The organism is Magnetospirillum sp. UT-4, from assembly GCF_902729435.1.
Taxonomy (GTDB): domain Bacteria; phylum Pseudomonadota; class Alphaproteobacteria; order Rhodospirillales; family Magnetospirillaceae; genus Magnetospirillum.
Genome location: NZ_CACVCG010000033.1, coordinates 1 through 21,293, shown reverse-complemented (window position 1 = coordinate 21,293; position 21,293 = coordinate 1). Strand labels below are relative to the sequence as shown.

The 21,293-nt window shown below is 68.9% G+C and carries 24 protein-coding genes and 2 tRNA genes; 18 read left to right on the top strand and 8 right to left on the bottom strand.

Annotated elements, in window-relative coordinates; genetic code table 11:
- Positions 1-7: 7 nt before the first annotated feature.
- The gene (locus MTBUT4_RS02435) at positions 8-1,240 is read right to left on the bottom strand and encodes a nucleoside recognition domain-containing protein (protein ID WP_173978071.1); all 1,233 of its coding nucleotides are present in this window, start codon (positions 1,238-1,240) and stop codon (positions 8-10) included.
- A gap of 97 nt (positions 1,241-1,337) precedes the next feature.
- On the opposite strand from MTBUT4_RS02435, the gene MTBUT4_RS02430 reads away from it, so the two are divergent.
- Positions 1,338-1,958 carry a hypothetical protein gene (locus MTBUT4_RS02430; RefSeq protein ID WP_254434701.1) on the top strand — a complete coding sequence of 207 codons (621 nt, stop codon included), beginning with the start codon at positions 1,338-1,340 and terminating at the stop codon, positions 1,956-1,958.
- The gene (locus MTBUT4_RS02425; protein ID WP_173978070.1) at positions 1,955-2,218 is read left to right on the top strand and encodes a SemiSWEET transporter; all 264 of its coding nucleotides are present in this window, start codon (positions 1,955-1,957) and stop codon (positions 2,216-2,218) included. Before MTBUT4_RS02430 ends, MTBUT4_RS02425 begins: the two co-directional genes overlap by 4 nt.
- A gap of 7 nt (positions 2,219-2,225) precedes the next feature.
- Here the strand turns inward: MTBUT4_RS02425 and MTBUT4_RS02420 are convergent, their stop codons facing one another.
- The gene (locus tag MTBUT4_RS02420) at positions 2,226-2,735 is read right to left on the bottom strand and encodes a ferritin family protein (RefSeq protein WP_173978069.1); all 510 of its coding nucleotides are present in this window, start codon (positions 2,733-2,735) and stop codon (positions 2,226-2,228) included.
- 118 nt (positions 2,736-2,853) lie between these two features.
- On the opposite strand from MTBUT4_RS02420, the gene MTBUT4_RS02415 reads away from it, so the two are divergent.
- Together MTBUT4_RS02415 and MTBUT4_RS02410 are read left to right on the top strand one after the other, a co-directional pair.
- Positions 2,854-4,116 (top strand): MgtC/SapB family protein, encoded by a 1,263-nt coding sequence (locus tag MTBUT4_RS02415; protein WP_173978068.1) that lies wholly within the window; start codon positions 2,854-2,856, stop codon positions 4,114-4,116.
- A gap of 7 nt (positions 4,117-4,123) precedes the next feature.
- Entirely contained in the window at positions 4,124-4,807 is a 684-nt protein-coding gene (locus MTBUT4_RS02410) for a hypothetical protein (RefSeq protein ID WP_173978067.1), read from the top strand.
- On the opposite strand, the gene MTBUT4_RS02405 is transcribed toward MTBUT4_RS02410, so the two are convergent.
- Together MTBUT4_RS02405 and MTBUT4_RS02400 are read right to left on the bottom strand one after the other, a co-directional pair.
- Positions 4,791-5,030: an Lrp/AsnC ligand binding domain-containing protein gene (locus tag MTBUT4_RS02405; RefSeq protein WP_173978066.1), complete on the bottom strand. Its 240-nt coding sequence runs from the start codon at positions 5,028-5,030 to the stop codon at positions 4,791-4,793. The genes MTBUT4_RS02410 and MTBUT4_RS02405 overlap by 17 nt on opposite strands.
- Positions 5,031-5,113: 83 nt before the next feature.
- A complete protein-coding gene (locus MTBUT4_RS02400; RefSeq protein ID WP_173978065.1) occupies positions 5,114-6,814 on the bottom strand; it encodes a DEAD/DEAH box helicase in 1,701 nt (566 codons plus the stop codon).
- Between the two features lie 120 nt (positions 6,815-6,934).
- Between MTBUT4_RS02400 and MTBUT4_RS02395 the strand changes: the two genes are divergently transcribed.
- The 3 genes from MTBUT4_RS02395 (at position 6,935) to MTBUT4_RS02385 (ending at position 9,022) form a co-directional block, all read left to right on the top strand.
- On the top strand, positions 6,935-7,477 hold the full coding sequence (locus MTBUT4_RS02395; RefSeq protein ID WP_173978064.1) for a hydrolase: 543 nt from the start codon (positions 6,935-6,937) through the stop codon (positions 7,475-7,477).
- Positions 7,478-7,488: 11 nt separating this feature from the next.
- The gene (locus MTBUT4_RS02390) at positions 7,489-8,181 is read left to right on the top strand and encodes an alpha/beta fold hydrolase (protein WP_173978063.1); all 693 of its coding nucleotides are present in this window, start codon (positions 7,489-7,491) and stop codon (positions 8,179-8,181) included.
- Between the two features lie 67 nt (positions 8,182-8,248).
- Entirely contained in the window at positions 8,249-9,022 is a 774-nt protein-coding gene (locus MTBUT4_RS02385; RefSeq protein WP_173978062.1) for a hypothetical protein, read from the top strand.
- Between the two features lie 46 nt (positions 9,023-9,068).
- Here MTBUT4_RS02385 and MTBUT4_RS02380 read toward each other — a convergent pair whose 3' ends face one another.
- From MTBUT4_RS02380 to MTBUT4_RS02370, 3 genes are all read right to left on the bottom strand, one after another.
- Complete coding sequence (locus MTBUT4_RS02380) at positions 9,069-10,352, bottom strand: TRAP transporter large permease (protein ID WP_173978061.1); 1,284 nt, start codon at positions 10,350-10,352, stop codon at positions 9,069-9,071.
- Positions 10,349-11,137, bottom strand: a complete 789-nt coding sequence (locus MTBUT4_RS02375) for a TRAP transporter small permease (protein WP_173978060.1) — start codon at positions 11,135-11,137, stop codon at positions 10,349-10,351. Before MTBUT4_RS02375 ends, MTBUT4_RS02380 begins: the two co-directional genes overlap by 4 nt.
- Positions 11,138-11,202: 65 nt before the next feature.
- A complete protein-coding gene (locus MTBUT4_RS02370) occupies positions 11,203-12,216 on the bottom strand; it encodes a TRAP transporter substrate-binding protein (RefSeq protein ID WP_173978059.1) in 1,014 nt (337 codons plus the stop codon).
- A 147-nt stretch (positions 12,217-12,363) separates the two neighbouring features.
- Here MTBUT4_RS02370 and MTBUT4_RS19775 point away from each other — a divergent pair, with 147 nt between their 5' ends.
- From MTBUT4_RS19775 to MTBUT4_RS02340, 6 genes are all read left to right on the top strand, one after another.
- Positions 12,364-14,271: a PAS domain S-box protein gene (locus MTBUT4_RS19775; RefSeq protein WP_305792097.1), complete on the top strand. Its 1,908-nt coding sequence runs from the start codon at positions 12,364-12,366 to the stop codon at positions 14,269-14,271.
- Positions 14,268-14,879, top strand: coding sequence for a response regulator transcription factor (locus MTBUT4_RS02360; RefSeq protein WP_173978057.1), 612 nt, complete (start codon positions 14,268-14,270; stop codon positions 14,877-14,879). Before MTBUT4_RS19775 ends, MTBUT4_RS02360 begins: the two co-directional genes overlap by 4 nt.
- An 85-nt stretch (positions 14,880-14,964) precedes the next feature.
- Positions 14,965-16,122 (top strand): Na+/H+ antiporter NhaA, encoded by a 1,158-nt coding sequence (nhaA, locus tag MTBUT4_RS02355; RefSeq protein ID WP_173978129.1) that lies wholly within the window; start codon positions 14,965-14,967, stop codon positions 16,120-16,122.
- Between the two features lie 69 nt (positions 16,123-16,191).
- Positions 16,192-16,641, top strand: coding sequence for an HPP family protein (locus MTBUT4_RS02350; protein WP_173978056.1), 450 nt, complete (start codon positions 16,192-16,194; stop codon positions 16,639-16,641).
- Entirely contained in the window at positions 16,641-17,981 is a 1,341-nt protein-coding gene (locus MTBUT4_RS02345; protein WP_173978128.1) for an SLC13 family permease, read from the top strand. The genes MTBUT4_RS02350 and MTBUT4_RS02345 overlap by 1 nt, the downstream gene beginning before the upstream one ends.
- A 438-nt stretch (positions 17,982-18,419) precedes the next feature.
- On the top strand, positions 18,420-18,896 hold the full coding sequence (locus MTBUT4_RS02340) for a DUF192 domain-containing protein (RefSeq protein WP_173978055.1): 477 nt from the start codon (positions 18,420-18,422) through the stop codon (positions 18,894-18,896).
- Here the strand turns inward: MTBUT4_RS02340 and MTBUT4_RS02335 are convergent.
- Positions 18,893-19,183, bottom strand: coding sequence for a hypothetical protein (locus MTBUT4_RS02335; RefSeq protein WP_173978054.1), 291 nt, complete (start codon positions 19,181-19,183; stop codon positions 18,893-18,895). The genes MTBUT4_RS02340 and MTBUT4_RS02335 overlap by 4 nt on opposite strands.
- A gap of 175 nt (positions 19,184-19,358) precedes the next feature.
- Here MTBUT4_RS02335 and MTBUT4_RS02330 point away from each other — a divergent pair.
- The 5 genes from MTBUT4_RS02330 (at position 19,359) to MTBUT4_RS02310 (ending at position 20,853) form a co-directional block, all read left to right on the top strand.
- A tRNA-Pro gene (locus MTBUT4_RS02330) sits at positions 19,359-19,435 on the top strand.
- Between the two features lie 157 nt (positions 19,436-19,592).
- Positions 19,593-19,844, top strand: a complete 252-nt coding sequence (locus tag MTBUT4_RS02325; protein WP_173978053.1) for a type II toxin-antitoxin system RelE/ParE family toxin — start codon at positions 19,593-19,595, stop codon at positions 19,842-19,844.
- 9 nt (positions 19,845-19,853) lie between these two features.
- On the top strand, positions 19,854-20,228 hold the full coding sequence (locus tag MTBUT4_RS02320; protein WP_173978052.1) for a helix-turn-helix domain-containing protein: 375 nt from the start codon (positions 19,854-19,856) through the stop codon (positions 20,226-20,228).
- Positions 20,229-20,459: 231 nt separating this feature from the next.
- Entirely contained in the window at positions 20,460-20,768 is a 309-nt protein-coding gene (locus MTBUT4_RS02315) for an ETC complex I subunit (RefSeq protein ID WP_173978051.1), read from the top strand.
- 8 nt (positions 20,769-20,776) lie between these two features.
- Positions 20,777-20,853: transfer RNA gene (locus MTBUT4_RS02310), tRNA-Arg, on the top strand.
- The last annotated feature ends 440 nt before the right edge of the window (positions 20,854-21,293 follow it).

Below are 21,293 nucleotides of genomic sequence, written 5' to 3'. Positions count from 1 at the left end.
AGGCAGGTCAAGCGAAGAGAACGGCGCAGATCGCCACCGCCGCCGCCAGCCCGGCGGCATCGGCCAGCAGCCCGGCGGCCAAAGCGTGGCGGAAACGGCGGATGCCGACCGCGCCGAAATAGACCGCCAGCACGTAGAAGGTGGTCTCGCTCGAGCCGTAGAGGGTCCCCAGCAGGATGCCGGTGGCCGAATCGGGGCCGATTGCCGGGTCCTTCATGTAGGCGGCGAGCAGCCCGAACGAGCCCGATCCCGACAGCGAGCGCATGGCCGCCAGGGTCAGCGCCTCGGCCGGCACCCCCAGCGGGGCCAGCAGCCGGGCCAGCGGCTCCACCGCCATCGCCATGGCGCCCGAGGCGCGCAGCATGCCCACCGCCACCAGGATCGCCACCAGATAGGGGATGATGCGCACGGCGATGGCGAAGCCCTCGGCGGCGCCTTCGACGAAGGCCTCGTAGACCCGCACCTTGCGCGCCACGCCGTAGCCGAGCAGACCCACCGCCAGCGCCGGCACGATCCAGGGACCCAGCGTGCGGCCCCAGACGATGGTGACCGGAACCAGCGCCAGCACCGCCAGCAGGGCGGCCAGGCCGACCCAGCCGGGATAGGGCGCCGGTCCCGCGCATGACGGTTCCGCCGGTGGGGGGCGCGGATCGGCGCGGCCCTGCAGCAGGCGGGCGGCGGCGATGGCCACCACGGTCGAGGCCAGGGTGGCGATCAGGGTGGGCGCCACCACCGCCGCCGGGTCGGCGGAACCGGCCGAGGCCCGGAGCGCGATGACGCTGGTCGGCAGCAGGGTCACCGATGCGGTGTTGATGGCCAGGAACAGCACCTGGGCGTTGGTGGCGGTGCCGGGGCGGGGATTGAGGGTTTCCAGCTGTTCCATGGCGCGGATGCCGAACGGCGTCGCCGCGTTGCCCAGGCCCAGCATGTTGGCGGCGATGTTCAGGGACATCGCCCCCAGCGCCGGATGACCGGCCGGCACCTCGGGGAACAGGCGGGTGAGCGCCGGGGCCAGCAGCCGGGCGATGGCGCTGAGCAGCCCGCCGGCCTCGGCCACCTTCATCAGGCCGAGGAACAGCGCCATCACCCCGACCAGGCCGAGGGCCAGCGGCACCGCCCCCTCGGCCGCCTTCAGGGTGGCGTCGGACAAAGCCGCCATGGCCCCGGCCGCGCCGCTCCATTCCGCGGCGGCGGCGGTGGCGAAGGCGCTGAGGACCAGAAGGAAGAAGACCAGGTTCACGCGCCCCACCCTAGCAGAACCCCCGCCCCTGCGCACCCTTGCCGCGGCGGCGGGGCGGCGCTAAGGTCGCTGCCGCAGCGATACCGGGAAGGGCGCCATGGCGGTGAAGCGGGTGGTGATGGCTTTGGTCCTGGCCGCATGGGCCGGAACGTCGATGGCGATTGCCGTGGGCGCGGCGGCGGCGGCCGACGACGTCCCGGCCCGCCTCGACGCGGCCAAGGCGGCGTGGGCCAGGGGCGACCTGCCCAGGACCGCGCGCGAGCTGGACGCCGTGCTGACCCAGGTGCACGAGCGGCTGGGGCGCGCCTTCGCCGAGACCATGCCGCCGCCGCCGCCGGGTTGGACCGCCGAGAAGCCCGAGGTCCAGGGCCTCGGCCAGGTCGGCGGCGGGCTGTCGGTGTCGCGCGCCTATACGCACAACGAATCCACCCTCAACGCCTCGCTGATCCTCGACAGCCCCGCCGTCGAGGCGGCGGCGGCGCTGCTGGCCAATCCGGCCGCCACCGCGGCGCAGCCCAACGTCAAGCGGGTCAAGGTGGGCGCCGACGAGGCGCTGATGCGCTACGACCCGATCACCCGGTCGGGCGAGATCACCCTGGTGCTGGGCACCCGCGTCCTGCTCGAGATCGAGGGCGACGGCCTGTCCGCTGCCGACGTCCTGGTGGAAGGCGCCAAGGGCTGGAACACCGCCCGCATCCGTTCCCTGGCCGGGCCATGATCCCGGCCGACCTGGTCGGTTCGGTCGCGGCGACGCTGACCACCCTGGCCTTCGTGCCGCAGGTGGCGAAGACCCTGAAGACCCGCAGCACCCGCGACATCTCCACCGCCATGTGGTCGCTGTTCTCGGCCGGCGTGGCGCTGTGGCTGGTCTACGGGCTCATCCTGGGGGCGTGGCCGATCATCATCGCCAATATCCTGACGCTGGCCATGTCGCTGACCGTGCTGGCCATCAAGCTCGCCAACCGCGGACGGGAATAGCCCGCCGTCAATCCACCACGTTGGCGGGGTCGGGGTCGTCGGCCCAGTCGTGGTCCGGCGGCGGCGTCGCCTCCAGCCACTGTTCCAGGGTGCGGACGTGCTCGGCTTCCTCGTCGGCGAAGTCGCGGGCGAGGTCGCGGATTTCGGGCTGCGGCGCGTGGGTGGCGGCGCGGTTGTAGAATTCCCAGCCGCGGCGTTCGTTGGCCAGCGCGTATTGCAGGGCGTGGCGGGGCGTCATGCGGTAATGGGCGTCGGCGCTGTCGCCGACCTCGGGCGGCTCCGCCGTCTCCCATTTGAATTCCCATGATTTCAGGCGCGGCAGCGGGCCGTGGGCGCTGGCGCGGGCGGTGACCTCGGCGGCGTGCATGGCCGAGAATTCGGACATGCGGCGGAACAGGACCGCCACCTCGGGGTTGTTGTGGACCTCCATGACGTCGGCCAGTTCGCGGTAGCGTTCGCCGGCCTCGGTCTCGAGGGCGACGGCGTGGGCGAGGAAGCTCGCCAGGGTGCTGTACATGGGCGCCTCCGTCCTGGACACTCGCGATGATGCCTTGCCCGGCCATGCGTGCGAAGGGGATTTTCGTCGCCGGTCCATCCGTGCGAAACTGTACCAGACCCCGTATCGCGGAGGAGCCATGGAACACCTGGACCTGTTCCAGCGTCTCGGGCTGGCCCTCGCCATCGGCCTGCTGATGGGCGTCGAGCGCGGCTGGGACAAGCGCGAGGCGCCCGAGGGGCGCCGCGCCGCCGGCATCCGCACCTTCGCCCTGATCGGCCTGCTGGGCGGCATCGCCGGCTCGTTCGCGGCGCAGTCCGGGCCGCTGCCGCTGGCCGCCGGCTTCGTCGCCATGGGGGCGCTGGTGGTCGCCACCTATCTGGTCCGCTCGCGCCCCGATCCCGGCATCGGCTTCACCACCGAGGTGGCCGAGCTGACCGCCTTCGCGCTGGGTGCCCTGGCCGCCATGGGCGAGGGCACGGCCGCCGCCGCCGGCGGCGTGGTCGCCACCGCGCTGCTGGGGTCCAAGGACGTGCTGCACGCCTGGCTGCAGCGCCTGGAACGGCTCGAGCTGCGGGCCGCCATCAAGCTGCTGCTGATCTCGGTGGTGCTGCTGCCGGTGCTGCCCGACCAGGGCTACGGCCCCGACCAGGTGCTGAACCCCTACAAGCTGTGGCTGCTGGTGGTGATGGTGGCGGCCATCTCGTTCGTCGGCTATTTCGCCATCAAGATCGCCGGGCCGCGCATCGGCAGCCTGCTCACCGGCGTGTTCGGCGGTCTGGCCTCGTCCACCGCGCTGACCGTGTCCTTCGCCCGCATGGGCAAGCAGAGCCCCGGCATGCAGGCCCTGCTGGCGGCCGGCACGGTGCTGGCCAACACCACCATGTACGTGCGCCTGGGGGTGATCGTGCTGCTGCTGAATCAGCCGCTCGGGTACCGGGTGGCGCCCATCCTGGGGGCGATGGCGGCGGCCGGGCTGGTCGCCACCTGGCTGCTGTGGCGCAGCCGCGTCGACGAGGGGCGGCCGGCCGCCATGACCCTGTCCAATCCCTTCGAGCTGGGCATGGCGGTGAAGTTCGCCGCCCTGCTGGCGGTGGTGATGGTGGCCTCCAAGCTGGCCCAGGGCTGGATCGGCTCGACCGGCCTCTATTTGCTGGCGGGCGCGGCCGGGCTGGCCGACGTCGATGCCATCGCGCTGTCCATGAGCCAGATGGGCGGCAGGGGCACCGCCCTGGCGGTGGCCGCCACCGCGGTGACCATCGCCGCCTTCGTCAATACCGGGGTCAAGGCGGCGCTGGTGGGCGCCCTGTGCGGCGGGCTGATGGCTCTGCGGGTGTTGCTGGCCATGGCCGGGGTGATTTCCGCCGGGCTGCTGGCGTTGACCGCCAGCTGGCTGCTATAGAGAGGCCATGGACCCTTCCTCCTCTGCCTTCGAGGCTGCGGTGCTGGCTTATCGCCGCAGCCGCGATCCCCTGGCCGTCGTGTCGCTGTTCGCCGCCGAGCCGGTGGTGCCGGGGCGCTGGCGCGCCGAAACCGTGCTGACCCTGCCGGTGTTCCTGGCGCTGGTGATGGACGGCGCGCCGGCGGCGGCGGCGGCGCTGGTGGACGCGGTGCGCGGCGGCGACGCGGTCAAGGTCGAGGTGGCGGCGCAGGCCCTCAACTACAGCCACCACCCCCAGCGTCAGCGCCTGATGGAGCGCCTGGCCGGCGCGGCGGCGGCCGGCGGCATGGACAGGGACGGCGCCGACTTCGCCGCCTTCGCGCCGACCCATCCGGTCCATGTGGACATGCTGTGGATGGCGTTCCTCGCCACCGGCGACACCCGCTACGTGGAGCGCGTCGCCGGCCTGCTGGCGGGCTGGATGCCCGAGCCCGAACTGCAGGCGCTGCTGGCGGTGGCCGGGCGCGACGACAGCGTGCGCGAGAAGGCCATGGCCGGCGTGCTGGCCAATGCCGCCCTGGTCGGGCTGACCGTCAACGCCCGCGACATGGACGACGTGCGGAGTGCGCTGGAGGGCTTCGCCGCCCGGTCGGAAGGCCTGGCGGCGGCGCTGGCTTCCCGGGTGCTGGCGGGCATTACCCGAACGCCTTGAAGGCGATGATGGTGAAGGTGTCCTTGATGCCGGGCAGCTTCTGCAGCGTCTCGACCACGAACTGGCCGATGTCCTGGCCGGATTCCAGGAAGCACTTGATCATCAGGTCGTACTGGCCCGAGATGGAATGGACTTCCGAGACCTGCTCGATGTCCACCGCCTCGTCGGCGACCTGATAGGCCCGCCCCGGCTCGCATTTCACCATGACGAAGATGGTCTGCATGGGGGGCCTCCCTGGTGTGGTGGGTCTGAAATCCGCGGCATTATGCAAATTTCAGACACGCCACACAATTCAACACGGGACGGTCAGTCCTCGGTTTCGCCCTCTGCCTCGGCCTCGGCCTTGAGCTCGGCCTTGGTCCGCGGCTTGGGCAACGGCACCGCGCGGGCCATGAAGTCGGGCAGGAACTCGCCGAAGCCGATGGCGTCGTCGCGGTGGTTCATCTCGCCGATGCCGAATTCGTCGAAGCGGCGGCGGCGCTCGCGCCCACGGCCACCGCGCTCGTCACGGCCGCGTTCGGGCCGGGCTTCACGTTCGGGCCGGGCTTCACGCTCGGGCCGGGCTTCACGTTCGGGACGGGGGGCGCGCTCGGGACGGGCTTCACGCTCGGGCCGGGCTTCACGCTCGGGACGGGGGGCGCGCTCGGGACGGGCCTCACGCTCGGCGCGGGGTTCACGCTCGGGACGGGCCTCACGCTCGGCGCGGGGTTCACGCTCGGGACGAGGTTCGCGGGGAGCGCGTTCGGGCCGTTCGGAGCTGCCCTCGCGGCTGCGGGACCTGCCGCCGCTGCGCTCGCGGTCTTCGCCCTTGGCAGAGCGGCCGCCGCGGCCGCGCTTGCGGGAGTCGAGGTCGAGGGCCAGGGCGGGAACGCCCTCCACCTCGATGCGCGCGATCTCGCCGCCCAGGAGTTTTTCGATGGCGACCACGAAACGGCCGTCGTCGGGGGTGGCGATGGTGAAGGCGCGTCCGGTCTCGCCGGCCCGGCCGGTGCGGCCGATGCGGTGGACGTAATCCTCGGCGTGGATGGGGACGTCGAAGTTGAAGACGTGGCTGACCGCCTTGATGTCGATGCCGCGCGCCGCCACGTCCGAGCACACCAGCAGCCTGGCCTCGCCCGACTTGAACTTGCCCAGGGCTTCCTGGCGGGCCGGCTGGGCCATGTCGCCGTGCAGCTGGACGACGTCGAAATGGTGCTTCTTCAGCGAGCGGAACAGCACATCGACGTCGCGCTTGCGGTTGCAGAAGATGAAGGCGTTCTTCACCTCCTCGATGCGGATCAGATGGCGCAGGGTCTCGCGCTTGTCGATCTCCTCGACCACCGCCAGGTTCTGCTCGATGGTGGTGGCCGCCGAGGACGGCGCCGACGCCGTGATTTCCTTCGGGTTCATCAGGAACGCGTCGGCCAGGCGGCGGATTTCCGGCCCCAGGGTGGCCGAGAAGAACAGGGTCTGGCGGATCTTGGGCAGCAGCGAGACGATGCGTTCGACATCGGGGATGAAACCCATGTCGAGCATGCGGTCGGCTTCGTCGATCACCAGCACCTTGACGTCGGTGAGCAGGATGCGGCCGCGCTCGAACATGTCGAGCAGGCGCCCCGGTGTGGCGATCAGCACGTCGACGCCGCGGTCCAGAATGGCGACCTGGTCGCTCATGGACTCGCCGCCGATGATCAGCGCCTTGTTCAGCTTGTGGTTCTTGCCGTACTTGTCGAAGTTGTCGGCGACCTGGGCGGCAAGTTCGCGGGTGGGCGCCAGGATCAGAGAGCGCGGCATGCGCGCCTTGGCCCGGCCGGCGGCCAGGATCTCGATCATCGGCAGGGTGAAGCTGGCGGTCTTGCCGGTGCCGGTCTGGGCGCAGCCCAAGACGTCACGGCCCATCAGCACCACCGGGATGGCCTGGGCCTGGATCGGGGTGGGGGTGGTGTAGCCGGAAGCGGCGACGGCGGCGAGCAGTTCCTCGCTCAGGCCAAGATCGGCGAAGGAGGCGGTTGGGGTAGTTTCAGTCATGTGAGGCGGGATAATAGAAGCAAAAGCGCCGCTGTCAACGGCCCAGGACGCCCACCCTCTGCGGGGTTGGCTGGGTGTTGCCGGTAGGATACGCTTTTGCGGCTGGAAAGGGAGCCCGCCATGCTGATCGATGCCCGCCGTTCCGCTCTTCTGATCGTCGACGTCCAGGAGAACCTTGCCCCGGTGATGGCCGATGCGCGCGCCGTCTACAAGGGCTGCACCATCCTGCTCAAGGCCGCCGCCCGCCTGGGTTTGCCGGTCCTGGTCAGCGAGCAGTACCCCAAGGGGCTGGGGCGCACCATGGGCGAGCTGAGGGAGCACGTGCCCGACGGCGCGGTGGTCGAGAAGCTGCATTTCTCGTGCGCCGCCGAGCCCGCCCTGAAGGAGCGGGTGGACGGGCTGGGTCGCGACCATCTGGTGATCGCCGGCATCGAGGCCCATGTCTGCGTGCTGCAATCGGCCCTGGGATTCAAGGCCGCCGGCTACCAGGTGTTCGTGGTCGCCGATGCCTGCTCGTCGCGCGACAGCGCCAACCACCGCGCCGCCCTGGAGCGCATGGCGGCCAACGGCATCGAGGTGGTCACCGTCGAGATGGTGGCGTTCGAGTGGCTGCATCGCGCCGGCACGCCGGAGTTCAAGGACATCTCCAGGCTCATCAAGTAACGGAGGACGCCATGACCGCACTGGTCCTGCTGCCCGGCCTGCTCAACGACGAACGCCTGTGGGCGCACCAGCGCCACGCCTTGGCCGAGCAGGCCGAGGTGAGTGTGGCCGATCTGACCGCCGACGACACCATGGCCGGCCTGGCCGAGCGGGTTCTGGCGGCGGCCCCCGACCGCTTCGCCCTGGCCGGGCTGTCCATGGGCGGCTACGTGGCCATGGAGATCATGCGCCGGGCGCCCGAGCGGGTGGAGCGCCTGGCCCTGGTCAGCACCGCCGCCCGCCCCGACACCGCCGAGCAGACCGAGCGGCGCCGGGACGCCATCGCCAATGCCCGCGCCGGCGGTTTCGACAAGGTGCCGCCGGCGCTGCTGCCGATCATGGTCCATCCCGACCGCGCGGCGCAGGAGCGGGTCGGCGGGCTGTTCGTCGATATGGCCCGCGCGGTCGGCCCCGAGGCCTTCATCCGCCAGCAGACCGCCATCATGCACCGCCCCGATTCGCGCCCCGGCCTGCCGCGCATCTCGTGTCCGACAGTGGTGGTGGTCGGCCGCGACGACACCCTGACCCCGCCCGACCGCGCCGAGGAGATGGCGGCGCTGATCCCCGGCGCCAGGCTGGTGCGGATCGGCCAGTGCGGCCACCTGTCGGCCATCGAACAGCCGCAGGCGGTCAGCGCGGTTCTCAGCTACTGGCTGCAAGGTTAGACCCGCGTTGATGTTCGGTTAACGGACACGCCGGTATAGTCGGGAGTCGGGGTTAGGGAGAAGACCCATGGGCTCTCGCGGGCCGAAACTGCTGCGCCGGACCACCAATCACGTGTTGGATGCCTTCAAGGCCGCCATCGGTCTGGCGCGCCAGGGCGATCCCCTGCCGGTGCCGGCTCTCACCGAGATCATCGCCGGGCTGGAGAACTCGCCGCAATTCGACGAGTTCTACCGCCGCGCCTACGACGAGCTGGTCGAGATCATCGAGAACGAGAAGCTGGAGAGCAAGCGCACCAACGCCTTCGGCCGGCTGATCGTGCACCAGATCAAGCCGCTGCTGATCGACGGCACCCTGGATCGCGCCATCCTGCCCAACATCTTCTCGTTCCTGCACCTGGTGCTCGGCGACGAGGCCGAGATCTACGGCGAGCGCTGCGTCGAGCTGGCGACCGCCACCAAGGCCGAGCTGGACGACGACTTCACCTGGGAAGCGTTCTATCGCGACGAGCAGGCCAAGCTGATCCTGTGGCACACCCTGGTGCGCATCGCCGAATCGTTCAAGCGCTGGGATCTGCGCAAGGACTGGTTCATCAAGCTGATGCAGTACACGCCGACCACCGTCAGCCTGGGCCAGAGCAGCTTCGTGGTGCGCGAGGTCGATCGCAGCGAGGAACCCAGGGTGTTCGGCAACCGCGAATTCTGCGCCTTCTTCCACGCCATGTTCCACGGCCTGACCGAACTCGCGCCGGCCGACGACGCCCTGTTCCGCAAGGAATTCGGCACCGATCCCCACCACCACATCGGCCAGTTCCTGGTCCACCTGGCGACCTGCCAGGTGTAGGCAGTGCGCATCCCCGGGCCGGGCGGCCCGGGGATGGCGAGGCGGGCTACATCATGCCCAGTACCGTGGGCAGCCAGATGGACAAGGGCGGCCAGTAGGTGACCAGCAGCAGGAAGCCCAGCATGGTCATCAGCCAGGGCAGCACCGCCACGGTCAGTTCGCTGATGCCCATCTTGGTGATGCCGGAGGCGACATAGAGGTTGAGGCCCACCGGCGGGTGGCACATGCCGACCTCCATGTTGACCACGATCAGGATGCCGAAATGGACCGGGTCGATGCCCAGCTTCATGGCCACCGGGAACAGGATGGGGGCCATGATCAGCACGATCGAGCTGGGCTCCATGAAGTTGCCGGCGGCCAGCAGCAGCACGTTGACCACCAGCAGGAAGGCGATGATTCCCAGCTCCTTGGCGACGATCCAGTCGGCGATGGCATGGGGGATGTTCTCGTTGGCCAGCACGAACGAGAACAGCACCGCGTTGGTGATGATGTAGAGCAGCATCGCCGACATGCTGGCCGAGGACAGCAGGATCTTGGGCACGCCCCGCAAGGGCATGTCCTTGTAGACGAACACGGCGATGATGAAGGCGTAGACCGCGCTCATGGCGGCGGCTTCGGTCGGGGTGAAGATGCCCGAATAGATGCCGCCGATGACGATGATGATCAGCGCCAGGCCCCAGATCGCCTCGCGCAGGGTCTTGAGGCGATGGCCCCAGGTCGCCCGCTCAAGCCGCGGATAGTTGTTCTTGCGGGCGATCCACCAGGTGGTGACGCCGAGCAAGGTGGCCAGCATCAGGCCGGGGATGACGCCGGCCATGAACAGGGCGCCGACCGAGGTGTTGGTGGCGACCGCGTACATCACCATCACCAGCGACGGCGGGATCAGGATGCCGAGCGCGCCCGAGGTGGTGATGACGCCGGCGCCGAACTTGCGCGGGAAACCCTGCTTGACCATGGCCGGCAGGATGATCGAGCCGATGGCCACCACGGTGGCCGGCGACGAGCCCGACACGGCGGCGAACAGGGCGCAGGCGATGACGCCGGCCAGGCCCAGTCCGCCGTGCCAGTGGCCGACCATGGCGGTGGCGAAGTTGATCATGCGCCGGGCGACGCCGCCATGGGTCAGGAAGTTGCCGGCCAGGATGAAGAACGGGATCGCCATGATCTCGAACTTCTCGATGCCGGTGAACAGCTTCAGCGCCACCGATTCGATGGGCACCTCGGTCATGGTGAACAGGAAGGTGAGCACCGTCAGGCCGAGCGAGATGGAGATCGGCATGCCGGTGAGCATCAGGGCCAGCAGCAGCCCGAAGATGATGGCTGCGTTCATCGGCGGTCCTCCTCGGCCTTGGCGGAGGCGTCGCCGCCCTCCCAATCGTCCGGGGTGACCGGGACGGAACTGTTGGTGCCGTGGCCGTCCAGGGACGGGTCGCCGCTCTCGCCGCGATGGTGGGCGAGGTCCTTGGGGTGCAGCCCGTCGTCCATCTCGTACCAGTTGATGTCCTGGGCGGCCCGCTGCGGATCGGTCTCGTCCTCCTCCAGACCCTCGACATGGCCGTGGTCGTGGTGCGGCAGCTCGCCGGTCTTCATGAAGCTCAGGCACACCTGCAGAAAGCGGAAGCACATCAGCGCCGAGCCCAGCGGGATGGCCGAATAGACGATCCAGGTGGGGGCTTCCAGGTCCGGCGTGGTGGGGCCCTCGTACAGCTCCTCGCCGGCGATCCCCAGCGCGTTGAAGATGCTGTAATGGGCGCCGTTCTCCCACACGAAGTGACCGCCCATGAGGGCGACGGTGCCGGTGAACAGCGCGCCGGACAGCAGTCCGAAGACGATGAACCTGCCCCGCATGCGGTCCTCGAGGCGGTTGATCACCACATCGACGCCCACATGGATGCCGGTGCGCACGCCGTAGGCGGCGCCGAACTTGGCCATCCACACGAACATGATGATGCACAGCTCCTGCGCCCACGAGAAGTCCATGTGGTGGACGTAATCGTAGAGGAACGGCACGCCGGCGGCGTAGCGTTGCATGACGGCGACGAAGATGATGGTCGTCGCCGCGGCCATGAGGAAGGCGATCAACGCTTCCTCGAGGTGGTCGAGGGCTTTCAGCATGGGTGCTCCGGGGGCGGATAAAGCTGGGGCGCCCCGCGGGGCGCCCCCATGGTCAGGTCAGGCGATCAGTTCTTGAAGCCCAGCTTGGCGGCTTCCTTGTAGACCGCCTCGATGGTCTCCTTGCCGACGCGGCCTTCCATCTCCTTGTGGACCGGCAGCAGGGCCTTGCGCCAGGCCAGCACCTCGGCGTCGCTGGGGGCGTAGAAGTCGGTCTTGCCCGAGGCCTTCATGGCCGCCAGGGAATCGTCGTTCTCGGTCTGCGCGATGGCGTTGGCGAAACGGGTCGACTCGTTCATGGCGCCTTCCAGCACGGCGCGGATGTCGGCGGGCAGGCCGTCCCAGAACTTCTTGTTCACGATGACCGCATAGCCGAGATAGCCGTGGTTGGTCAGGGTGGCGTGCTTCTGCACCTCATGCATCTTCTGGGTGAACATGTTGCTGGGCGGATTCTCGGTGCCATCGACGACGCCGGTCTGCAGCGCCTGGTAGACCTCGGAGAACGCCATCGACTGCGGCAGCGCGCCCAGCGCCCGCATCTGGGCGTCCAGCACCTTGGACGACTGGATGCGCAGCTTGAGGCCCTTCAGGTCCTCCGGCGCCTTGATCGGCTTGTTGGCGCTCAGGATCTTGAAGCCGTTGTCCCAATAGGCGAGGCCGCGGATGCCCTTCTTCTCCAGCTTCTTCAGCAGGTCCTGGCCCACGGGGCCCTCGGTGACGGAGCGCAGCACGTCCTTGGACGGGAAGATGTAGGGCAGGTCGAAGACCTCGAATTCCTTGACGCCCAGCGGACCGAACTTGGCCAGCGACGGGGCCAGCATCTGCACCGCGCCGAGCTGCAGCGCCTCCATCTCCTCCTTGTCCTTGTAGAGCTGGGAGTTGGGGTAGACCTCGACCTTGACCTTCCCGCCGGTGCGCTCCTCGGCCAGCTTCTTGAACATCTCGGCGGCCTTGCCCTTGGGCGTGTTGGGGGCGACCACGTGGCTGAACTTGATGACGATGGGCTGGGCCTGCTGCGCCATGGCGCCGCCGGCGGCAAGGACACCGGCCACCAGGCAGCCGACGAAGGTGCGGAAATTCATGAGCGTTCTCCTCCCAGAAAGATACGCATGTTAAACGGCTTTCGATTGTTCGAAAGTTTCGCCCGGTCGGCTATTGTGGAAATCCGAACACCGGCCCTCGGGGACAAGATGCCATACGGCCAGCGCAGCCCGTCTACCTTGCAGGCCATGCCCGCCATTGCCATGGCCATGGTGGCGATGCTTCTGGTCGCCTTGCTGTGGATGCTGCACCGCAGCGAAGTGGAAGAGGAACGCTTCGCCCTCATCAAGGATATTCTTTGGGTCGAACAGAACATCCACTTCCATCTGGTTTCGGACGAAGAGAAATTGGCCCAGCTGGCGGCCGATCTCGAGCGCCGCGGCGCCGCCGGTCCGGTGCTCGAGGCCGAGGGCCGCGCCCTGCTCGCCAACAATCCTGAAATCCGCCGCGTCATCCTGCGCGACGCCGATGGCAATGGGGCCGAGTCGTTTCCGCCCGGCGAGGCCACCGGCGGCATCGGCGAGCAGGCGCCGTGGTGGCCGGCCTTCGCCATGGCCCGCTCGCTGGGGCGGGTGGCGTGGTCGGCGCCCTTCGCCGTGCCCGGCCTGGGGGTGGTGGTCGAGGCGCACCAGCCGGTCTACCGCGGCGGCCGCTTCGCCGGCATGGTGGTGGGGGTGTTCCCCCTGGACGGCATCCTCACCCACCTGGTGCCGTGGTGGGTGGCCGAGAAGTACAAGGTCGAGATCGTCGATGCCGACGGGGCGGCGCTGGCCGCCAAGACCCAGGTGGCGGTCGCCGAGCCGGGTCCCAGCCACCAGGTCCGGCTGGAGCCGCCGGGGCAGGGGGTGGCGGTGGTCGCCACCGTCTACCGCAGCGCCCCCAACCTGGCGCGCAACCTGCTTGCCGCCGCCATCCTGGCGCTGTCGCTGCTGGCGCTGTCCAGCCTGGGCATGGTGCGCCGCCAGGTCCGCCGCCGCCTGGCCGCCGAGCAGGACCTGCGCGCCGAGCACGCCTTCCGCAAGGCGATGGAGGATTCGCTTACCGTCGGCATGCGCGCCCGCGACCTGGACGGACGCATCACCTACGTCAACCCCGCCTTCTGCCGCATGGTCGGGTGGACCGAGGCCGAACTGGTGGGGACCGAGCCGCCCATGCCCTATTGGCTGCCCGAGGCCATGGACGCCACCATGGAGATGCACCGCCGGGTCATGGCCGGCGACGCCCCGCCGGACGGCTTCGAGATCCAGTTCCGGCGCCGCAGCGGCGAAGTCTTCTGGGCGCTGGTCTACGAGGCGCCGCTGATCGGCGCCGATGGCCGTCACACCGGCTGGATGGCGTCGGTGCTGGACGTCACCGAACGCAAGCGGGCCGAGGAGACCACCCGCCAGCAGCAGGAGCAGCTGCAGCGCACCGCGCGCCTGATCACCATGGGCGAGATGGCCTCGACCCTGGCGCACGAACTCAACCAGCCGCTGTCGGCCATCGCCAGCTACACCACCGGCTGCCTCAACCGGCTGGGGGCCGAGCGCTTCGATCCCGGCGAGCTGCGCGAGGCGCTGACCAAGCTGGGAGTGCAGGCCCAGCGGGCCGGCCAGATCATCCGCCGGGTCCACGACTTCGTGCGCAAGTCCGAGCCGAGGCTGCGGCCGTGCTCGCTCAACCGCGTGGTCGAGGACAGCGTCGGCTTCATCGAGATCGACGCGCGGCGCCGCGGCGTCGGGCTCGAGGTGGATCTGGCCCCGGGCGAGCCCGAGGTCGATGCCGATCCGATCCTGCTGGAGCAGGTCATGCTGAACCTGGCACGCAACGGCATCGAGGCCATGGGCGAGGGCCGCGACCATGCGCTCAGCATCCACGTCGCGGTGGAACCCGGCCAGGCGGTGATAAGCATCGCCGATCGCGGCCCGGGGGTGGCGCCCGAGGCCGCCGACAACCTTTTCCGGCCATTCTACACCACCAAGGAGGAGGGGATGGGCATGGGACTGAACATCTGCCGGTCCATTATCGAATTCCACCAGGGGCGCCTGTGGTTCGAGCCCCGGTTGGGCGGCGGCAGCGTGTTCCGCTTCTCGCTGCCGCTGAAGGTGGCGGCATGAGCGAAACCGTCTTCATCGTCGATGACGACGAGGCCATCCGCGACGCCCTGGCCTGGCTGTTCCGCTCGCGCGGGGTCGAGGCCCGCACCTTCGCCTCGGCCGAGGAGTTCCTGGCGGTCTGGCATCCCGACCTGCCCGGCTGCCTGCTGCTCGACATCCGCATGGGCGGAATGAGCGGGCTGGACCTGTTCGACCGCCTGCGCGAGGCGTCGTCGCACCTGCCGGTGATCTTCCTGACCGGCCACGGCGACGTGCCCATGGCGGTCTCGGCGCTGAAGAAGGGCGCCATGGATTTCGTCGAGAAGCCGTTCAACGACAACGATCTCGTCGATCGCGTCATCGAGGCCCTGGCCTGGGGCGCCCGCCGCCGCCAGCAGGAGGCCGGCAATGCCACCCTCGCCGCCCGCATCGCCGCGCTCACCGCCCGCGAGGCCCAGGTGATGGAGCGCATCCTGGCCGGGCGCATGAACAAGGTGATCGCCGACGATCTCGGCATCACCATGCGCACCGTCGAGGTCCACCGCGCCCATGTGTTCGAGAAGATGGGGGTGAAGACGGCGGTGGAACTGGCGCAACTGATGTCGGGCTACCGGACGGAAAGAGGTTGAAAAAGCGCCGCGCCGCCCGATCCTCTTTGGAAGAGGTGCGAGAACGGGCAAGGAGTTGACGATGAACGGGCTGCAGCGCCCCCTGTTGCCCCTGGCCGATGCGATGCGGGCCTTCGTGCGCCAGGAATCCGCCTCGGGCATCATCCTGATGGCGACCATGGTGCTGGCCCTGGCCGTCGCCAATTCCCCCGCCGCCGGCTGGTACGAGCGCGTGCTGGCGGCGCATGTGGCGGTGGGCGTCGGCACCTTCGCCATCGATCTGTCGGTCCTGCACTGGATCAACGACGGCCTGATGGCGGTGTTCTTCCTGCTGGTGGCGCTGGAGATCAAGCGCGAGATGCGGGGCGGCGAATTGTCGCGGCCGGCGCAGGTGCTGCTGCCGGCGACCGCCGCCGTGGGCGGCATGGCGGTCCCGGCATTGGTCTACCTGGCGGTCGTCGGCTTCGATCCGGCCCTGGCGCGGGGCTGGGCGATTCCCTCGGCCACCGACATCGCCTTTTCCCTGGGCGTGCTGGCCCTGCTGGGAACCAGGGTGCCGGCGGCGCTGAAGGTCTTCCTGGCCGCGCTGGCCATCATCGACGACCTCGGGGCCATCGTGGTCATCGCCCTGTTCTACGCCGGCGCGCCGTCCTGGCCGGCCCTGGGCGCCGCCGCCCTGCTGGCCGCCATCCTGCTCGGGCTGAACCGCATGGGGGTGAGGGCGCTGTGGCCCTACCTGACCATCGGGCTGGCGCTGTGGGTCTGCATGGAGCATTCCGGGGTGCACGCCACCATCGCCGGCGTCGTGCTCGGCCTGACCATCCCCGCCGATGGCGACCATTCGCCGCTGCAGCGCCTCGAGCACGCGCTGCTGCCGTGGGTGGCGTTCGGCATCATGCCGCTGTTCGCGCTGGCCAATGCCGGGCTGTCCTTCGCCGGGCTGGGGATGGGCCTGCTGGTCGATCCGGTCTTCCTCGGCATCGCCCTGGGGCTGTTCCTGGGCAAGCAGATCGGCGTCGCCGGCTTCGCCTGGGGAGCGATCCGGCTGGGGGTGGCCACGTTGCCCGACGGCGTGACCTGGCGCCATCTCTACGGCGTCGCGCTGCTGACCGGCATCGGCTTCACCATGAGCCTGTTCATCGGCAGCCTGGCCTTCCCCGAAGGCACGGCGGTGGCCGAGACCCGCGCCGGCGTCCTGGCCGGGTCGCTGGCGGCGGCATTGGCCGGCTTCGTGGTGCTGGCGAGGGCGCGCCGCCCCGGCTGAGCGACCCTTGCAAGCTCGCGCATTCGCGGTGCAATATCGGCCGTTCCTCATAAATGGTACGGCCCTGCCATGTCCTGTCACGCCATCATCACCCCGCCACCGGCCATACTGGTCAAGTCGGCAACCGTCGCCGAGGCGGTCGCGACCTTGGCCGCCCACGGCTTCGCCACCTTGCCGGTGGTCGATGCCAAGGGGCACTTCGCCGGTGTCTTCGGCCCGAAGGAGCTGATCGCGCTGATGCTGCCGCGGGCGGCCCGCCTGGGCGAGGATCTGGGCGACCTGGCCTTCGTCGGCGAAGGGCAGGCCGATCTCAGGACCCGCCTGGAGGCGCTGGGCAAGGAATTGGTCGGCAAGCATCTGGCGCCCCACCGCACCGTCCGCGGCGAGACCCCGCTGGTCGAGGCGCTGTTGCTGCTCTACCGCGGCGACGCCTTCCTGCCGGTGGTTGATGAATCCGGCAAGCTGGTGGGCGTGGTCACCGCCGGAAGCGCGCTGGCCCATGTCCGGGGGGCGGCGTGATGCACGGCGTCGCCTGGGTCCCCAACGTCGTCTTCGGCCTGAACGCCATGGCGGTCGCCACCTTCATCCTGGTGGCCACCTACGCCGTCATCATGAGCGAGAAGATCAACCGCGCCATCGTCGCCCTGTTGGGGGCCGGCGCCATGGTGCTGGTCGGCGTCCTCAACCAGGAAGCCGCCATCCGCGGCATCGACTTCAACACCATCGCCCTGCTGACCGGCATGATGATCATCGTCGCCATCACCCGGCGCTCCGGCGTGTTCCAGTACGTGGCGGTGTGGGCGGCCAAGAAGGTCAACGCCAGCCCGGCCGGCATCCTGTTCACCCTGCAGATGGTCACCGCGGTGTTCTCGGCGCTGCTCGACAACGTCACCACCGTGCTGCTGGTGGTCCCCGTCACCCTGGTCATCACCGAGGAACTCAAGATCAAGCCGTGGCCCTATCTGGTGGCGCTGATCTTCGCCTCCAACATCGGCGGCACCGCCACCCTGATCGGCGATCCGCCCAACATCCTGATCGGCTCGGCGACCGGGCTGACCTTCAATCAGTTCGTCTACAACCTGGCGCCGGTGGTGGTGGTGATCCTGCTGGTCACCGCCGGCCTGTTCCACCTGATGTGGGGGACCCGGCTGCATGCCAGCGCCGAGGCCCGCGCCCGGGTCATGGGGTTCTCCGAAGCCGAGGCCATCACCGATCACAAGTTGCTCAAGCAGGCCCTGTTCGTGCTTGCCCTGGTCATCGCCGGCTTCGTCTTCGCCCACCCGATCGGGCTCGAGCCGGGCACCATCGCCCTGTTCGGCGCGGCGCTGCTGATGCTGTTCTACAGCCTGGGCAAGAATGCCGAGGAGCAGTCGCACGAAGTCCACCACATCTTCGGCGAGGTCGAGTGGATCACCATCTTCTTCTTCATCGGCCTGTTCGTGGTGGTGCACGGCGTCGACGCCGCCGGCCTGCTGGGCCTGGCCGCCGATCTGCTGGTATCGGCCACCGGCGGCGACATGAAGGTGACCGCCATCGCCATCCTGTGGGTTTCGGCCATCCTGTCGGCGGTGGTCGACAACATTCCCTTCGTCGCCACCATGATCCCGCTGATCAAGTCCATGGCCCCGACCTTCGGCGGGCCGGAGAACATCGAGCCGCTGTGGTGGGCGTTGAGCATGGGCGCCTGTCTGGGCGGCAACGGCACCCTGGTGGGCGCCTCGGCCAACCTGACGGTGGCCGGCCTGGCCGAGCGCGCCGGCCATCCGGTGCGCTTCATTCCCTTCATGAAGGTGGCGTTCGGCCTGATGCTGCTGTCCATCGCCATCAGCAACATCTACCTGGTTGTCCGGTACCTGTAGCCGTCAAATAGAAACGCCGCCCTGATCGAGCGGCGTTTCCCCTGCGGGGGCTGGGGATGGGCGGGAAGGGCCCCCGGCAGATTGTGTGCGGACGATGGCGGGAAGTTCCCCTCTCAATTCGCAAAGACAATATAGCACTCTCAATTTCTTTTTCGTACAGGAAGATCACCCTGCGCGGTTTTATGCATATTTGCATAGACCATTTCGGATATTTGTGGGGCAATTGTATAAAATTTTATACGAACCCCGGGTATCGAGGATTGCCGCCCTCTTCGCGGTGCGGGAACGGCCCGGACTCCGGGGGGCGGCAGCCTGCGGGCGACCTCTGCGGAGGGTGCGACGCCCTGTGCGTAATAGGACGAAAGTCGCAGGTGCCCCGACCGGACTTGCGGCCACCGCTGAAATGGCTCCACCATGGGGCGCGCGGAGGAAGACGAGATGCGACGGCGTCGGACATTGGCGGTGGTGGCGGCAAGCCTGCTGGCGTGGGTGCTGGCGGCAACGTCCCTGGCGGCCACGGCGGCGGAGTTCGGCCGCGACCGCATCGAGATCGTCAGCCAAGCCGGCGCCCGCCACCCGTTCGAGGTCGAAGTCGCGGCGACTCCCGAACAGCTGGCGCAAGGGCTGATGTTCCGCGACCGCCTGCCCGCCGAGGGCGGCATGCTGTTCGATTTCGGCCGGGTCCAGCCGGTCGCCATGTGGATGAAGAACACCCTGATCCCGCTGGACATGCTGTTCATCGCCGCCGACGGCCGCGTCATCTTCATCGCCGAGCGCACGGTGCCGCACTCGCTGGCCGCCATCGGCCCCGGCGAGCCGGTGCGGGCGGTGCTGGAAATCAACGGCGGCACCGCCCACCGCCTCGGCCTGAGGCCGGGCGACCGGGTGCGCCACCGGCTGTTCGGCGGGTTTTAAAGCCCGTCGCCGCCGGCCACCTGCGGCAGGGTGTCCCAGGCCTCCCCGGCGGCAACCACGCACGAGGTGCCGTCGGGACGGGTCATCAGGATGGTCCAGGTGCCGCCGTCGGGGGCGGTCAGCAGCTCGACCACGGCGCCGTTGTTGGCCAGGCCGATGGCCTTGGGCGCTTCGGTGTACTCCCGCGACAGCGAGGCCAGCAGGACCTCGCGCGGGGCACAGATGGAGTCCGCCGCGACGATCGCGGTCGGAGCCAGGGCCAGGACGGCAATTCCGGTCGCGATCATGGGCGCTCTCCCGATGGGACGGTGCGGCCGGTCTGACATGGCGACGCCGGGCGTCGGCGGCCATGCGCGCACACGGCGAATGCCCCCGACATCGCCCAAGGCGTGGCGGCTCTGCTCGTTGTCGGTTGGCCCGCGATCTTGCATCGGGGCGCGAAACCCCTTAGCTTCCGCGCCACGGGGCGTAGCTCAGCCTGGTAGAGCGCCAGCTTTGGGAGCTGGATGCCGGAGGTTCGAATCCTCTCGCCCCGACCACCTGAACGCCTTGTTTCGCCCGCTTCCGGCAGGCGCCACGGCCGGGTCCCTGGCCAACATCCGGGATGTCCCCCCCCCCCCCTCGGGAATGGCGAGCGGCGTTAGCGAATCGCAAATTTGTCATTGACTGACGTTAGCATTTTGCTATCGTCGGGCCATGAAGGCGGTCGCTTACAGCAAGTCGGCCCTCAGGACCCTGCGGAGGCTGCCCGCCAACGAGGCCGCGCGCATCCGGGCCAAGGTCGAGCAGTACGCCGCCGACCCGGCCTCGCAGGCCAACAACGTGAAGAAGCTGCAGGGACGCGACGGCTACCGCCTGAGGGTGGGCGATTGGCGGGTGATCTTCGATGAGGACGGCAACGTTGTCGCCGTCCTTGAAATCGGCCCGCGCGGCGGCATTTACGATTGAGAGGACAGCATGGGCCAGCCTCAGATCATCAAGACCCAGGCCGGCGAGGAGTTGGCTGTCATCCCCCTGGACGAATACCAGCGGCTGGTCAGCGCGGCCGAGGATGCCGCCGATCTGCGCGCCTATGACGAGGCTCGGCGCCGCCTCGCGGCCGGCGAAGACGAGTTGGTGCCCGAGCCCTTCGCCACCCGCCTGATGACCGGAGAAAGCCCCGTCCGGGTGTGGCGCGAATTGCGCGGAATGACACCGCGCGACCTGGCGGATGCCGCCGGCATCTCCCCGGCCTTCCTGTCGCAGATCGAAGGTGGCCAGCGCGAGGGCAAGGTGGCGACCCTGAAGGCGCTCGCCGCCGCCTTGCGTGTCGGCCTGGATGACCTGGTCTAGTGTGGTGATTCTGAAATTCGCAGTCTTATGCGAATTTCAGAATCACCACACAATTCAACACTGTAGTGGCCGGCTTATCCCCGAAATTCGCTATACGAATTTCGGGGGCAGGACACTAGGGCAGGTTCGACCCTCGCCGCCGCGGCCCCCCTCCACCCTTGTCTTGCCCCGCCTTTACGGGTAAGTGTAGGTCCCGGTGTGGGGAGTTTCCAAGCAGCGAGGACGCCGCCGATGCAAGCGCGTATCTACCGCCCGGCCAAGACCGTCATGCAGTCGGGCCGGGGCAACGCCAAGGCCTGGGTGCTGGAATTCGAGCCGGCGGCGCCGAAGCGTGCCGATCCGCTGATGGGTTGGCTGGGCTCGGACGACACCACCCAGCAGGTCCGCCTGAAATTCGCCAGCCTGGAGGAGGCGGTGGCCTTCGCCCGGCGCAAGGGCCTGGACTTCCAGGTCGCCGACCCGGCCGCCAGGAAGCCGGCCCCGCCCAAGAACTACGCCGACAATTTCCGCTTCGACAAGCTGGAGTTCGGCCGCTTCTGAATCGCGCCGCGCCCTTAGCTCAGCTGGATAGAGCAGCCGCCTTCTAAGCGGCAGGTCGCAGGTTCGAGCCCTGCAGGGCGCGCCAATTAAATCAATGGGTTAGCGGCTGGCGGGCGAGACCAGAGGGGCAAAAATCTCCCAAACTTGCAAAAAACTTGCGACGCTAACCCCTTGAAAACCCCCAACTTGCGAAACTATGCGAGCGCCGGTTTGCAAGTTTTTTGCAAGTTTGCGGGCGTGGGTGGGGGCGGAAATGCCAAGGGCGGCGAGGGTGTCATACCCCGCCGCCCTTATTGTCGCCCACACGCGTAAGGTGTAGATCAGGACCCGCTCGGCGCGGGACCGGACCGCTGCATAAAACTCGGACGGCGGGGCGGGGCTTTTGCCGCCGCCGGGGCGGGCTTGGGCCTCAGGCGTGCTGGGGGCGCCTTGGGCTGCGCTGGCGGCGTTGGCGGCGCAGAAGGCACGGGGGGAGGAGCGGGCGGGGGCACGGGCACGGGCACCAGCGCCCGGAAAAACGCTATT